At 64.8% G+C, this 15,053-nt stretch carries 7 protein-coding genes; 4 read left to right on the top strand and 3 right to left on the bottom strand.

Features of this window, described 5'->3' with window-relative positions:
• Nucleotides 1–213: 213 nt before the first annotated feature.
• The gene (gene tssA / locus ACFDR9_RS15950) at nt 214–1,314 is read left to right on the top strand and encodes a type VI secretion system protein TssA (RefSeq protein WP_409031633.1); all 1,101 of its coding nucleotides are present in this window, start codon (nt 214–216) and stop codon (nt 1,312–1,314) included.
• Nucleotides 1,315–1,795: 481 nt separating this feature from the next.
• Nucleotides 1,796–3,889 carry a DNA topoisomerase 3 gene (locus tag ACFDR9_RS15945; protein WP_409031632.1) on the top strand — a complete coding sequence of 698 codons (2,094 nt, stop codon included), beginning with the start codon at nt 1,796–1,798 and terminating at the stop codon, nt 3,887–3,889.
• A 312-nt stretch (nt 3,890–4,201) separates the two neighbouring features.
• Here the strand turns inward: ACFDR9_RS15945 and ACFDR9_RS15940 are convergent, their stop codons facing one another.
• On the bottom strand, nt 4,202–5,179 hold the full coding sequence (locus tag ACFDR9_RS15940; RefSeq protein WP_409031631.1) for a hypothetical protein: 978 nt from the start codon (nt 5,177–5,179) through the stop codon (nt 4,202–4,204).
• Between the two features lie 531 nt (nt 5,180–5,710).
• Here ACFDR9_RS15940 and ACFDR9_RS15935 point away from each other — a divergent pair.
• Nucleotides 5,711–6,262, top strand: coding sequence for a MepB family protein (locus tag ACFDR9_RS15935; protein ID WP_409031630.1), 552 nt, complete (start codon nt 5,711–5,713; stop codon nt 6,260–6,262).
• Nucleotides 6,263–6,524: 262 nt separating this feature from the next.
• On the opposite strand, the gene cls is transcribed toward ACFDR9_RS15935, so the two are convergent.
• Nucleotides 6,525–7,802 carry a cardiolipin synthase gene (gene cls / locus ACFDR9_RS15930; protein WP_017876397.1) on the bottom strand — a complete coding sequence of 426 codons (1,278 nt, stop codon included), beginning with the start codon at nt 7,800–7,802 and terminating at the stop codon, nt 6,525–6,527.
• A 113-nt stretch (nt 7,803–7,915) separates the two neighbouring features.
• Here cls and ACFDR9_RS15925 point away from each other — a divergent pair, with 113 nt between their 5' ends.
• Complete coding sequence (locus ACFDR9_RS15925; RefSeq protein WP_409031629.1) at nt 7,916–14,530, top strand: EAL domain-containing protein; 6,615 nt, start codon at nt 7,916–7,918, stop codon at nt 14,528–14,530.
• Nucleotides 14,531–14,574: 44 nt separating this feature from the next.
• Here ACFDR9_RS15925 and ACFDR9_RS15920 read toward each other — a convergent pair whose 3' ends face one another.
• Entirely contained in the window at nt 14,575–14,832 is a 258-nt protein-coding gene (locus ACFDR9_RS15920; protein ID WP_409031628.1) for a hypothetical protein, read from the bottom strand.
• Nucleotides 14,833–15,053: the final 221 nt, after the last annotated feature.

Here is a 15,053-nt window from a genome sequence, read left to right as displayed (position 1 = left end):
TGAATTTCCGGTGACGCGCGCCGCCGCGGGCGCGAACGTGGCGCCGGCGGCCGCGCGGGCGCGTGTCTTCCTGCGCCTGAACGTGAGCGCGCCGGGCAAGCGCGCGCCGTTGGCATGGCCCACGGTATTCCTGTCGCAGGTCCCGGGCTGGCAGGAAGCGGCGTCGACCGGCAACGATGCGCCGCCACCGTACCACCTTGAAACGGCCGCAAAATGAACGCCATGTCAGATTGTCCCGTCAGCGAAGCGGACCGGCGGCTTATTGCGGAGCTCCTGGCGCCGCTGGCGCCCGACGCGCCGTGCGGACCGCCGGTGCGCTTCGATCCCGTGTTCACCGAAATCCGCCTGCTGCGCGAAGAGGATGATCCCAGTTTGCCGATGCGGCAATGGGAGCGTCCGCTCAAGCTGGCCGACTGGACGCGGATTGAAGCGCGCTGCGTGGAGATGCTGGGCACGCGCTCGAAACACCTGCAGATTGCCGTATGGCTGCTGGAAGCGTGGATGCGCCAGCGCGGTTTCGCGGGCCTGCGCCAGGGACTGTGCATGCTCGACGCGCTGCTGCGGCGTTACTGGACGCCGCTGCATCCAATGATCGAGGAAGGCGGCGACTGCGATCTGCGCTTGGCGCCGCTGGAGTGGCTCAACGAATCGCTCAGCCTGGGAGTGCACGTGCACGCGGTGCTACTGCCACTGGAGCAGTGCAAGCCGCCGTACCTGACGCTGGCCGACTGGGAGCGGATGACGGCGCAGGATATCGCCGGTCAGCACGTCAATCCGGGCGGCGCGGACGCGCCGCCGACGCGCGCCGATATCCTGGTCTTTGCGGCGCAGTCCGGCGCGCAGCTGCGCGCGACGCACAGTACGGTGTCGCAGTGTCTGCAGGCGCTGCACGCGATGAACGCCTTCCTCAATGAGCAACTTGGGATGGCGGCGCCGAATCTATCCCGCCTGCAGGCCACGCTGGAAGCTGCCGAGCGCGTTCTGCTGCAGCTGCAGCCCGAACCGGAAGTGATCGACATGGATGATGAGCCATTTGTTGAAACAGTGTCTATCGACACTGCCGCGGCGCCCACCCCGGCGCAAAACACCGCCGATATTAGCAGCACGGGCTGGCGCAACCGCGGCGAAGCTTACGCGACGCTGGACGCGCTGGCGCAGTATTTGATGGCGGTTGAACCGCACAGCCCGGTACCGTTTCTGATTCGCCGGGCGCTACGTTGGGGCGGCATGCCTTTGCCCGAACTGATCGCCGAAATCGTTCGGGAGGAGGGCGACCTGAACCGGCTGATGGGGGTGTTGGGGCTGAAGGTGTAGCGTTCACATGCGATTGTCTACCATGCTTATCTCCACAGGTTTATGTTTGGTGGGGGACATGTTGGCGTATGGACGGCGCCGCGACAAACGAGGAAAACTCAGGGGAGGGCGAAATCAATTCATGTTCATCGTCCCTGGTGTGCACAAACAATAAGGGGTGGCGCAAACGGCCCTGGGACTAGAACCACCAGGGGGCCGGGGCGGGCAACGGGACCTCCCCAGCCAAGTTGGAGGCGAGCTACTTCCCGGACTGCTCCGTCGAGGGGTAATTGCAGTCTCGTGGCATGAATGTTGTTACGTAGGGCGGTGGCCGAGGCGCTAGCTCCTCAGGAGGTGGCGGTACTCATGGTTATGCCAATGAACAAAGCGACCCACCCACTGCTTGATCAACGCCATGGACGGAGCTTGTAGTCGAACAAGCTGGACATTTCCCGGTTTTGAATATACTGTATGTATAAACAGTATTTGGCGGAGCGGGAAAATGGATTTATTGATTGCGGAAAAACCGTCGATGGCGCTCGACATCGCCCGCGCGCTGGGCGCCGACGTGGTCCGGCGCGACGGCTATTTTGAAGTCGCCGGCAAGGTGGTGTCGTACGCGATCGGCCACCTGATCGGGCTGGAGGAGCCGCAGGCGTACGACGCCAAGTACGGCCGCTGGCGCCTGGCCGACTTGCCTATCGTTATTGCCGACGGCGAGTGGAAAATGCGCGCGCATCCGAAGACGGCGGCGCAACTGGCCATCGTCGGCAAGCTGATCAAGAAAGCCAAGCGCGTCACCCATTGCGGCGACGCCGCGCGCGAGGGCCAGATGATCGTCGACGAGTTGCTCGATTATTTCGATTACCGCGGCCCGGTCAGACGGCTGTGGCTGCAAGAGATGAACTTGCCGGCGATCCAACGCGCGCTGGCGGCGGCCAAGGACAACGCCGAGTACCGCAACCTGTACAGCTCGGCCATGTGCCGCTCGGAAGCGGATTGGTCGATCGGCATGAACCTGACCCGCGCCTACACGGAGGCGCTGCGCGCCAAGGGCGGCTCGGGCGTGCTGCATTTCGGCCGCGTGCAAACCAATGTGCTGAGCATGATTGTCGAGCGCGACGAGTTGATCGAGAATTTCGAGCCCAAGGATATTTTCAGCGTGAGCGCCGAGGTCGCGGTGAAGGGCGGCAGCTTCACCGCCCAGTGGCTGCCGCCCGAGGACGCGCCCTTCGTCGACGAGGCCGGCCGCGTTGTCGAGCAGGCCGCGGCGCAGGCCGTGGTCGACGCCGTCACCGGCCAAACGGGCGTCATCGCCAGTTGCGAGACCGTGCGCGACAAGAAGAAGTTGCAGCCTTTGCCGTACTCGCTCGGCGACCTGCAAAAGGAGGTCAACCGCGCCTTCGGCCTGTCGCCGAGCGACACCTTGAAAATCGCCCAGTCGCTGTACGAAACGCACAAGCTGACCAGCTACCCGCGCACCGATTTCTCGCACCTGCCGGAAGACGAGCACCGGCTCGGGCGCTCGATCATCGAGGCGTGCAGGAGCAATTTCGGCGCCGACTGGGACTTTCCCGGCGCGCCCGACTACAGCATCCGCAGCCACGCCTGGAACAGCAAGAAAATCGGCGACCACCACGGCATCCGGCCGACCGAGCGCAAGGGTTACAAGCTGGGCGCCCTGTCGAAGATGGAACTGGCAGTCTACAAATTGATCGTGCGGCGCTTCCTGGCGCAGTTTTATCCGGTCTACCTGTACGACGCGACCAGCGTGCGGGTGGCGTGCGCCGGACACCTGCTCAAAGCCGCCGGCGCGGTGGAAAAGCAAAAGGGCTGGCAAGCGCTGTACCCGGCCCGTGGCAACAACAAGGAGGACGGCCAGGACGTGGTGCTACTGCCGGCCATGCAAAAGGGCGAGCCGGCGCGCATAGCCGCGGCCAAGGTCAACGAAGGCAAGACCAAGCCGCCGCCGCGCTTCAACGGCGCGCTGATTATCGACGCGATGGAAAAGGCCTACAAGCTGGTGACGGACGAGCGGGTCAAGAAAGTCATCCGCGAGATCGGCATCGGCACGCCGGCCACGCGCGCCAACATCGTCGACGACCTGATCTCGCGTTGGTATATCGAAGAGCGCGCGGAAGGCAAGGGCAGCGTGTATATCTCGACCCTGCGCGGGCGCGCGCTCTACAAATGCGCGCCGGTGCAGCTGCGCAAGCCGGACCTGACCGCCTATTTCGAGGAATTGTTGGCGCGCGTATCCGAGGGAAAAATGAGCGCGCAAGACTTCATGGCGCGGCAGTTGCAGTTTGTCAGCAAGCTGGTGGACGCGGTCAAGTCGGGCGAGGCGACCCGCGACATGCCGAGCGATATTCCGGTGGCGCCGCAGCAGCGCGCGGCGCCGGCCGGCAAGCCGGTCAAGGGGCGGCGCAAGCCGGCGGCCCGGCCGGCGAAGGCGAAGGCGGCTGGGGTGGAGGCCGGGGAGGGCGCCAAGGCTTGCCCGAAATGCGGCAAGGGCATGCGTGCGCGCAGCAGCGCGAGCGGCCCCTTTTTCGGCTGCTCGGCATTCCCCGCGTGCCGGCACACGGAAAACGGCTGAGGCGCCGATAGCCCTGCTGTCGGGCGGCATCGGCCCGAATAGGCTTCCGTAGGTCGGATTAGCGACGCGTAATCCGACATGGTCCGCAGCGGCGCGCGTCGGGTTACGCCCCTTGGGCTAACCGGACCTACGAAAATTCTTCACTTTACGGCAATGGCGCCGCGCTTGAGTTGACGGCGGCCCACTGCTTAAATCTTCTACAGCAGGCGATTGTTATTTGAAAACAAGCACTTAGTGCAAGGGGGGGCGCTTGTTAACAAACTTATCCACAGATTTTGTGAGTAACCCTGCTGCCGGATCAACGCGGCTGCGTCATGAATTGCCGATCAGGCGCGCCATTTGTTCATACCGCGCGGCGGCTTTTGCGAAAGCGTCGTCGGGTGTCGCCGCGGCGCCAGGGCCGAACTCCTTTTGCACGGCAGCCTTGTTGGCGTCGATCCAGTGAACCGCGCGGTCCAGGTTGGCCATTTGCCGCACCTGCGCGTGGTCCGTGGCGTTGAGGTCCGCAACGGTGGCGACGAAGTTGGTGGCGAAGTCGTTCACGGCAGCGGCAACGACGCCCTTGTCGTGCGCCAGTGCGTTGTCCAACTTTGCATCGTCAATCGAGGCTAGTCCCGTGTTCGGATCGGTACTGATGCCCAGCGCGGCCAAGCCGCCTTTGAGGCCGGCTTCGGCGCCGTTCAGGAAATTATTGATATCGCGCTCGGTGGCAAAGCGCGCGCGGGCCGCCTCCCAACTACCTTCCAGCACGCCGCCGGCGGCGATGTCCGGCGCAAAGCGTTTGACGCCGGCGTTATAGCTCGCCACAAAATTATCGAGCGCGACCTTGATATCGGCACTTGAACTTTCTGCGTCGAGCACGGTCAATTTATGCGCGGCGTCCTGCTGCCGGGCTAGGCTTTTTCGCATCTCGCCCAACTCGGAAAATTGCGCCTTGAACGACACCTCGACCCGATTCAGCACCGTTACCACGTTCTGTCCCGGCTGGCTGAACGGCCGCGAGGAATCCAATCCGGTTGGCTTCGTCGAGGTGGGTAACTCTGCCGCACGCATGGAGGCGCTAAATTGATCCAGCACGCCACCGAACGAAGCGCTGCTTGACAGTGGCGGGCCTGCATCGAGCAAGGCGTTTCCAGTGCGATTGAGAAAGCGCGTATCGGCGAACGCGCCGGCCGGGTTGCCGGACGACAGGGCGGGGGCGTTCCGGTCGAACAGGGACGCCAGGGTCTGGCCTTTGAACTGAGTCAGACTGGACGGCAAGTTGTGGAGATTCACTGGTGGGATCGACATGGCAACTCCTTGGACGCTGCGCTGTTGTATCGGAAATTTACCCCAGCATACGCCGGTATGGCCCGATTGGTCTGAGGATTGTGTAAGTGAATGTTCTTTGGTTGGAAGGGCGGGCTTGCTCGCCATGAAGAACATTTCATAAAATGAAAAGCATCGGACGACATTGCGTGCGCCCCTGGTCGCCGAAAGAGGCAATTGCCCGGTGCCGCGATCAACACCAGGTGCCGGCCTACGCCGAAGATCCGTGCGCCGCCGAGAACGGCTACTCCGCACACGAGGTAAGCCGGGCCTGGGCGTGGGGCCGGACAGGGCAGCCATCGAGGCCGGCGCACCAGGTATACCTGTCGATGGGCTTGGGCGTGCGCAACGACGCGGTGGCGACGCAGTACTTCATCCCGGCTGGGAGGGTGGGGGAGGTGGGGATGTGCCGGCACGTGTCGCTAATTCCTCGCCGTTTATCATACGACGACAGACAACTTAATCAGAAGTTGCACTTGTGTTACTATTTCTTTTTTTTCTAAAGAGACCGACATGGCTGCCGCCAGCGAAGCAAGCATGCACGACCCCGCCATCGGCGCCGTGCCGCGCGACTTGGTGCAGGCCCTTGGCGGCCTTTACCAGCAGGCCGGCGTGGCGACGACGCGCGCGCCGCAACGCGAGCCGGAGAGCGGTGAATACGGCGCCTGCCGCCTGGCTTTGCAGGGGCGCGCCGTGGTATTTCGCGTGGCCAAGACGACGCCGACCAAGATCGGCCAATTCGTCACCGTCTGGAAACGGCCTGCGCCGGGCGACGAGATTGCCCCGCTCGACAGCGGCGACGGCGTCGACTTCGTGGTGGTCAGCGTGGCCGGCGCCGGCCACCGCGGCCAGTTTGTGTTCGACCAGCAAGCCCTGCTCAAGCACGGCGTGATGTCGCGCGATGCCCACGGCGGCAAGCGCGCCATTCGCGTCTACCCGCCCTGGAGCAAACCGCTGGCCAAGGACGCGATCAAGACCCAGCAGTGGCAGTTGCGCTACTTCGTTGCTCTGGAGCCGCATGACGCCGGCGCGGCGGCGCGCTTGCGCCAGCTGCTCCACGTATGACGTGCAGCCACGCCGGTTTGTCCACGCTGCCCGGAAAACGCGCAATCGTGTTTTTTTGTTTCAAAGCAAGGACTTAAGGCGCCAGGGAGAAGCTTGTTAACAAACTTATCCACAGATTCTGTTAACAACTAGCGTCTCAAGCGCCGCCAACCCTACAAGCCAAGCCGGGACGCGGAAGCGGGGGCGGACCCTCGGCGACATGGTGGCCCCCGTTTGACCCCGGGGTGACGCCCAATGGGCTAAGCCGAGCGACGCAATCTGCTCACAATTGCGCGCCGACCAGCGAGGCCAGCTGGTCCAACCCTTTTTGCAACAAGGGCCGGTTTTGCCAATCCTGCAGCGTGACGTTTTTCGAGCGCAGCAGGTCGGCTTCGAAAATGGCGATCTGGCGCTCGGCGAAAGCGCGGTCAAACACGTTCAGGTTGGCTTCGTCGTTCAGGCTGAACGAACGGTTGTCGAAATTGGTCGAGCCGACCGACACCAGCAGCGAGTCGACCACCAGCGCCTTGACGTGGAACATGGTCGGCTGGAATTCGGCGATGCGCACGCCGGCCGCCAGCAGGTCGCCCCAGCGCGCATGCGAGGCGCTGCGCACCACCTCGGAGTCAATGTTGCCGCCGGGCGTGATGATGTGCACCTTGACGCCGCGCCGGGCCGCGGCCGCCAGCGCCTTCACGGTTAGCTCGTCGGGCACGAAATACGAACTCGACAGGTGGATGCTGCGTTCGGCGGAGGTGATCGCCATCAGGTACATCAGGTGCATGCTTTCGCTGCCGCCGGTGGGCGAGCTGCTGAACATCTGCGCCGGGTGCCGGCCGGCCGCGCTCAACGGCGGGAAATAGTCGACGCCGTCGAGCACGCGGCCGGTGCTCTTGGTCCAGTTGTCGATAAACACCGCCTGGATCTGGCCGACCACCGGGCCTTCGACGCGGAAATGGCTGTCGCGCCAGTGCTTGTCGTCCTGGGCGTTGCCGCGCCATTGGTCGGCGATGCCGACGCCGCCGGTGAAGCCGACCTTGCCGTCGACGACCAGCAATTTGCGGTGGGTGCGGTTGTTCAGGCGCGCCAGCTTCCACCACACCGGCTTGTGGTAGCGTTCCAGCTGCACGCCGGCCTGCTTCATCGCGTCGAGCGCGGCCAGGTCCATCTTGGCGCTGCCGACGAAGTCGAGCATGACATGCACCTTGACGCCGGCGCGCGCGCGCTCCATCAGCGCCTCGCTGAACTGCTTGCCGATCGACTCCGACCAGTAGATATAGGTTTCAAAGGTAATGCTGTGTTGCGCGCCGCGGATGGCGGCGAGCATGGAGGCGAAGATGGCGTCGCCGTTCAGCAGCACCTCGACGGCGTTGCCTTCCAGGATAGGCGGACCGAGCAGCACGCCCATCGAGCGCCGGAACTGCGGGTCCGCGACATTGTATTGGCGGGTCAACTGGGTGTCGATGCGCTTTTCGCCGGGCGCCAGGTTTAGCGCGATAAACCCGGCAAGCAGGGTGGCGGCGCTGGCGGTCAGGGCGATCACGGCGGCGTGTTTTGTCATCTTAATCTTATCATCCAAAAAAAATACGGGGGCGGCCACTTGTCTTGCGGCGTAGCCGATTGTAGTCAGGCCGGCGCCACGCATCGGTTCGCTAGCGAACCCTGCGCGGTGCGATGCGCGGAACTCGCGCGCCGGCGCCGGGTCCAATTTTATTCCGATCAGCAGGCGCTGGAACTGGACGCACAATGACGAGCAATGGTGTTTTAGGGACCGCGACGGCGATTGACACGCAAGTCCACCCCGACGTGGTCAACTGCGGCAGCGGATGCGCTTACCGGATCCTCGGGTTAATTGCTCGCAGGAATGGTTCATCGCTGTATTTTGCCCGTTCCGCGCAACACGGCGGCGCCGCCATCGTGAAACTGCTGGCGCCGGGTGCGTCGCTGCCCGAGCAGCTTTCCAGTCTGCGCAGGGAATACGCGGCGCTGCGCTCGCTCGACGTGCACGGCATCGTCAAGGCGCTGGCGCTGTTCGACCAGGCGCGCCCGCCGCTGATGGTGCTCGACCATGCCGCCGGCGAGTCCTTCGAGGCCGCCTTGCAGTGCCAGTCCTTTGACGTGGCCACCTGTCTGCGCCTGGCGTGCCAACTGGCGCGCATCGTCGCCGGCCTGCATGCGGCACAGCTGATCCATCGCGACATCCGCCCGGCGAATTTTTTACTCGGTCCGCAGCGGCAGTTGCTGCTGGTCGACCTGAGCCTGGCGACCGGCGACGTGGCGCCGTCGGCGGCGGCCGGCGCCGCGCCGGTGGCGGACTGGGCCTATGTGTCGCCGGAGCAAACCGGGCGCATGAACCGCGGCGTCGATTACCGCAGCGATTTCTATTCGCTGGGCGTGACGCTGTACCGCATGTTGACGGGGCAATTGCCGTGCCGCGGCAACGACCCGATGGAATGGGCGCACTGCCACATCGCCCGCGTGCCGCGTCCGCCCGCCGAATTGGCGCCGGGTATTCCGGCGCCGTTGTCGGACATCGTCATGAAGCTGCTGGCGAAAATGCCGGAGGACCGCTACCAAAGCGCGCACGGCCTGTTGCACGACCTCGACACCTGCCTGGCGCAGTGGGAGGCGGGGGCGGCGATGCCGCCGTTTCCCCTGGGTGCGCACGACCGGCCGGAACGCATTCAGATTCCACAAAGACTGGTGGGCCGCGATAGCGAGCTGGCCCAAGTGGTAGGCAGCTTCGACGCCATGCTGGCCTCGGGAAGGGCGGCCCTGCTGCTCATTACCGGCTACGCCGGCATTGGCAAGTCGGCCCTGGCGGGGGAGCTGCGCCAGCCGGTGCTGGCGCGGCGCGGATTTTTCATTTCCGGCAAATTCGACCAGTACCAGCGCGAAATTCCCTACGCCACGGTGACGGACGCGCTGCGCGAACTGGTGCGGCAAATCCTCACCGAAAGCGAGGAGGGCGTCGCCGCCTGGCGCCGCAAGGTGCGGGCGGCGGTCGGCGCCAACGGCAAACTGATCGTCGACGTGCTGCCCCAGGCCGAACTGATCATCGGCGCGCAGGCGCCGGTGCCGGAGGTGCCGCCGGCGGAGGCGGAGAACCGGTTTTTGATGGTGTTCGAGGGCTTCATCCGCGCCTTCGCGCAGGCGGCCCACCCGCTGACCTTGTTTCTCGACGATTTGCAGTGGGCCGACGCCGCCAGCTTGCGCCTGGTGGCGCAATTGCTGAGTTCACCCTCGCCGTGCAGCCTGTTGGTGGCGGGCGCCTACCGGGACAACGAGGTCGGCCCCGGGCACCCGCTGTCGCGCATGCTCGACGGCGCCGGCGTCGGCGCCGGCGCAGTGACGCGGGTGGTGCTGGCGCCCTTGGCCGAGGACGCGGTGCGCGCCCTGATTGACGAAACGCTGCGCTGCGGGCACGGCGAAGCGGCCCAGCTGGCGCAGCTGGTCTACGAGAAGACCCGCGGCAATCCGTTTTTCATGACCCAGTTTATTGGCGAACTGGAGGAAGAACGCATGCTCGCCTTCGACCCGCAGTCGCGGACCTGGCGCTGGGACCTCGGCAAGATCAGCGCCAAGGGCTACACCGACAACGTCGCGGTGCTGATGGTGGCGAAAATGGCGCGCTTGCCGGACCCGGCCAAGTCGGTGCTGCAACGGCTGGCCTGCCTCGGCTCGGGCGCCAGCACGGCGGCGCTGGCGAACGTGTGCGGCCGGGCGGAACCGGCCACGCAAGCGGCGCTGTCGGCGGCGCAGGCCGCCGGCCTCGTCACGCGCACGGACAACGCCGTGTATTTTCTCCACGACCGGGTGCAAGAGGCGGCCTACCTGTCGATTCCGCTTTCCGCGCGCGCGGCGCTGCATCTGCAGATCGGCCGCGCGCTGATCGGCGGTAAAACCCCCGCGCAGGTCGAGGAAGCGGTGTTTGCCATCGTCGACCAGTTCAACCGCGGCGGCGACGCCGTCGCCGACCCCGGCGACAAGGCCTTGCTGTGCCAGCTCAACTTCATGGCCGGGAAGAAGGCCCTGGCGAGCAGGGCCCATGCGTCGGCCTGCACCTTCCTCGACCGCGCCATGGCGCTGTTGCCGCCCACCGCCTGGCAGACGCAGTACCAGCAGGCCTACGCCATCGCGCTGGCCTTGTCCGAGTGCGAACATTTTGCCGGGAATTTCCAGCGGGCCGATCAACTGGCCAACCTGATCTTGACGAACGCCCGCTCGCCTGGCGATTGCGCGGACGTGTACTTGCTGCGCATTCAGCTCTACCAGACGGCCGGGCGCTACGACGACGCGCTGGGCGCCATGGTCGAGGGCGTCGGCCGCTTCGGCCTGCACTTTCCAACCGACATGGCGGCGATCGAAGCGGCCATCGCCGCCGAGGTGCGCGACATCGCCGCTTGCCTGCGCGACAAAAAAATGGCCGATCTCATCGATGCGCCCGAGTCGAGCGACAGCGGCATGGCCAGCGTCATAGCGCTGCTGGTGGAGGCGATCGCCCCGGCGTATTCGTCGCGGCCGGAGTACTTCGCCCTGATCACCGCGTGGACCGTCAAGCTGTCGCTGCGGCACGGGCACACCGCCGGTTCTTGCTTTGCGTACAGCGTGTACGGCACCATCCTGCTGTCGCGCTTCGGCGACGTCGAGTCGGCCTTCGTCTTCTCCGAGCTGGCCTTGCAACTGAACGGTAGGCGCGCCGCGCCGCGCTTCAAGGGACGGGTGTTGTTTGTGCACGCCATCACGTTTATGCCGTGGAAGGAGGCCATCGCCGGCTCGGTGCCGATGCTCGAGCGAGCCTTCGGCGCCAGCCTGGAAGTGGGCGACCTGGTGTTCGCCAACTACATCGCCGTGTGCCACTTCTGGCCGATGCTGCAACAAGGCGCCGCCCTCGACGAGGTATTGGCGACGGCGCGCAGGAATGGCGAATTCGCCCGCGACAACCACAACGAAACGGTCTACCACGCCATTCGCTTCGAACAACAACTGGTGTTGAGCCTGAAGGGCCGGACGCGTGCGCCCGGTAGCCTGGACGGCGACGACTTCGACGAAGTGCCGTGCTTGGCCGCGCTGGAGAAGGCGAACTTCAGCGCCGGCCTGTATATTGCCTACATCGTTAAACAGATGTGCGCCTTCATGTACGGCGACTATGCCGGCGCCTTGGCGCACGCGCGGCAGGCCGCGCTGAACGTCAACCAGACCGGCACCATCATGGTGCTGGACGGCGCGCATCATTTCTATTTCGCGCTGGCTTTGGCCGCGCTGTGTCCGTCCGAACCCGGCGAGGAGCAAGCGCGCTTTGCCGGCATGCTGGCAACGGAATTGGAGCGGCACGCGCTGTGGGCCGCGCATTGCCCGCAGAACTACCTGAGCAGCCATGCGCTGGTGGGGGCGGAAATCGCCCGCATCGAAGGGCGGGCCGGCGACGCCGAGCGGCTGTACCAGCAGGCCATCGGCGCCGCCCGCGACAACGGCTTGGTCCAGAACGAGGCTATCGCGTACGAGCTGGCGTCGAAGTTCTATCGCGGGCGCGGCTTCGAGTTGATCGCCGACACCTATCTGAGCGAGGCCTGCACGCACTACCGGCGCTGGGGCGCGCAAGGCAAGGCCGAGCAACTCCACACCAGTCGCCCGGCGCTGTCGGCGGGCGCGGTGGCGGTGCCGTTGGACGTCTTGTCGATCACCAAGGCGTCGCAGGCGATCTCCAGCCGGATCACGCTCAACGAATTGGCCGATACGCTGCTGCACATCGTGCTGGAAAACGCCGGCGCGCAAGCCGGTTCGCTGCTGCTGTCCAACAACGAAGGGCTGGAACTGGCCGCCGAGGCCAGCGTTGACCAGGACGCGGTGCAGGTGCGCATCCACGACAGGGTGGCGCCGGCCGAGGCGTCCCTGCCGGCGGCAATCCTCAACTACGTGCAGCACAGCCGCGAGGAGGTATTGTTGCCCGATGTGGCACAGCCCAACATGTTTTCCAGCGACCCCTACTTTGCCCGGCACCAGCCGAAGTCGGTGTTGTGCCTGCCGATCCTGCGCCAGGGCGGACTGGTCGGCCTGCTCTACCTCGAGAATAATCTGTTGACCCACGCCTTTTCCTCCGAACGGGTGGCGGCGCTCAAGTTGTTGACCTCGCAAGCCGCCATTTCCCTGGAAAACGCCCAACTGTATGCCGACCTGCGACAGGAAAACAGCCGGCGCAAACGCGCCGAACAGCAGGCAACGCAACTGGCCGCCATCGTCACCTCGTCGGACGACGCCATCATCGGCAAGACGCTCGACGGCACCATCGTCAGTTGGAACGCCGGCGCCGAGCGCATGTACGGCTACAGCGCCAACGAGGCGCTGGGGCGGCCGATTTCCATCCTGGCGCCGCCGGAGCTGCCCGATGAAACGCCCGGCATCCTGGCGCGGCTGCGCCGGCGCGAGCGGGTCTTGCACCACGAGACGGTGCGTATGCGCAAGGACGGCCGGCGCATCGACGTTTCGATCTCGTTCTCGCCCATTTGCGACGCCAGCGGCCGGCTCACCGGCGCCTCGCTGATCGCCCGCGAAACTGGCGAGCGCAAGCTTGCCGAGCAGGCGCTGCGCGAAAAAGACGCGCAAATCCGCCGCCTGGTGGAGTCGAACATGATCGGCGTGACGTTTTGGAACACCGCCGGCGACATCTCGTACGCCAACGACGCCTTCCTGGAACTGTCCGGCTACTCCAGGGAGGACCTGGCATCGGGGGAACTGCGCGGGTCGGACATGACCCCGCCGGAATACCACGCCCTCGACGTTCGGGCGATCGAAGAGGCGATGCGCACCGGCACCTGCGCGCCGTACGAAAAGGAATACATCCGCAAGGACGGCCAGCGCGTCCATGTGCTGATCGGCCGCGCCATGTTCGAAGGCTCGCGCGAGAGCGGCGTCAGCTTCGTGCTCGACCTCAGCGCGCGCAAGCAGGCGGAAGAGCAAATCCGCCACATGGCGGACCACGACGCCTTGACCGGGCTGCCCAACCGCGCGCTGTTGCAGGACCGCATGACGCAGGCTATTGCCCAGGCCCACCGCAACCAGGGCCGCGTGGCGATCCTGTTCATCGACCTCGATTATTTCAAGAACATCAACGACTCGCTTGGCCACCACATCGGCGACATCGTCTTGCAGATGACCTCCGTGCGCCTGCAAAAGTGCCTGCGCGAAGGCGACAGCGTGGCCCGGTTGGGCGGCGACGAATTCGTCCTCAGCCTGCCGATGGTCAACGACAGCGGCGACGCCGCGCAGGTGGCGCAAAAGGTACTCGATATCCTGCTCAAGCCTTTTATTGTAGAGGGGCATGAACTGCATGTCAGCGGCAGCGTCGGCATCAGCCTGTATCCGGACGACGGCACCGAGGTCGAAAGCCTGATGCGCGCGGCCGACACGGCCATGTACCACGCCAAGGAAACGGGGCGCGGCAATTTCCAGTTTTTCACCCCCGCGCTGAACCACGCGGCGCAGCAGCGCATGGTCGTCGGAAACCGCTTGCGCCAAGCCCTGGCGCGGCAGGAATTCGTCCTGCATTACCAGCCGCAGGTCGACATGCGAAGCGGCACGACCTTTTCAACCGAGGCGTTGCTGCGCTGGCAGCCGCCGGGCGGTGCGCCGATTTCCTGCGGCGCCTTCATTGCCAACGCCGAGGAGTCGGGCCTGATCGTGCCGCTTGGCGAGTGGGTCTTGCGCGAAGCCTGCAAGCAGCTGCGCGTCTGGCACGACGGCGGCCGCCCGGAGTTGAAAATAGCGGTCAACCTATCGCCCCGGCAACTGGAACAAAGCGACTTTTGCGCCCTGGTCGCGCACATACTGGCCGAAACGGGGGTTCCGGCCAGCGCCCTCGAACTGGAAATCACCGAAAGCACGCTGATGCAGCGCAGCGATTTCAATCTTGCCACGCTGACCCGGCTGAGCAAAATGGGCGTCAGACTGTCGATCGACGACTTCGGCACCGGCTATTCCAGCCTCGGCTATTTGCAGCGCTTTCCGGTGCATGCGCTGAAGATCGACCAATCGTTCGTGCGCGACATCGGCACCGATCCGAACGATACCGCGCTGGTGTCGGCCATTATTGCGATGGCCGCCAGCCTGCACCTGAACGTCATGGCCGAAGGCGTGGAAACGTCGCAACAGGCGGAGTTCCTGCTCGCCCACAATTGCCTTGCGGGGCAGGGCTTCTACTTCAGCAAAGCGGTGCCGGCGGAAATGCTGTCGGCATTATTTAAAGCCGATGCGAATCCGGTGTTGCGCACGCATCCCGAACTGCGCTTGTAAGGCGGCGCCGTTCATCCGCGCCTCTGGCTCACGCCGCTGTGTGCTCATTCGTTCAAAAATCGCCACACGGTTAAACCATAAGCGGAGCGCAGATCGCTCATCAACTCGCCGTGCGCGAATTTCCGTGTGAGTGGCGGAATATCCAAAGCTTGCCACTGGCCCGCTTTCGGACACGCCTCGCCTGCGTGCGCGCGCAATTCCCGTGCTTCGAGCTGCGGCGGAGCAACATCCGTGGCGCCGCCGTTGTGGGGCTGGCGCAGGTCTGCGCTTGGCCAGTCGCTGTCCGCGTCGAAACGCCGCATCCAGCGCAGCGAATCGGCGTCGTTGAAGCGTTCGTTGGGATCGCCGTCCCACTGGCTCTATGCCGTTTTGTATGGAAATTGACTTTCGGATCGGTAGCGGGTACCCGCTTTCATAAGCGGTGCAGCTGGGCGTAACGGGTTCTGTGGCAAATGCTTTAGCTTGGACATGCGGAGATAGGCGATGGCGACGAAATTCTTGACGGTGCGAAAGCCCCTGGCGG

The organism is Janthinobacterium sp. CG_23.3, assembly GCF_046115965.1.
Lineage (GTDB): Bacteria > Pseudomonadota > Gammaproteobacteria > Burkholderiales > Burkholderiaceae_D > Janthinobacterium.
This window is presented reverse-complemented; position numbering and strand designations above follow the sequence as displayed.

Excerpts from the sequence above, each read along its gene's own strand:
- ACFDR9_RS15940 (WP_409031631.1), bottom strand. The coding sequence starts at position 5,179 with ATGTCGATCCCACCAGTGAATCTCCACAACTTGCCGTCCAGTCTGACT.
- ACFDR9_RS15935 (WP_409031630.1), top strand. The coding sequence starts at position 5,711 with ATGGCTGCCGCCAGCGAAGCAAGCATGCACGACCCCGCCATCGGCGCC.
- cls (WP_017876397.1), bottom strand. The coding sequence starts at position 7,802 with ATGACAAAACACGCCGCCGTGATCGCCCTGACCGCCAGCGCCGCCACC.
- ACFDR9_RS15920 (WP_409031628.1), bottom strand. The coding sequence starts at position 14,832 with ATGCGGCGTTTCGACGCGGACAGCGACTGGCCAAGCGCAGACCTGCGC.
- tssA (WP_409031633.1), top strand. The coding sequence starts at position 214 with ATGAACGCCATGTCAGATTGTCCCGTCAGCGAAGCGGACCGGCGGCTT.
- ACFDR9_RS15945 (WP_409031632.1), top strand. The coding sequence starts at position 1,796 with ATGGATTTATTGATTGCGGAAAAACCGTCGATGGCGCTCGACATCGCC.
- ACFDR9_RS15925 (WP_409031629.1), top strand. The coding sequence starts at position 7,916 with ATGCGCGGAACTCGCGCGCCGGCGCCGGGTCCAATTTTATTCCGATCA.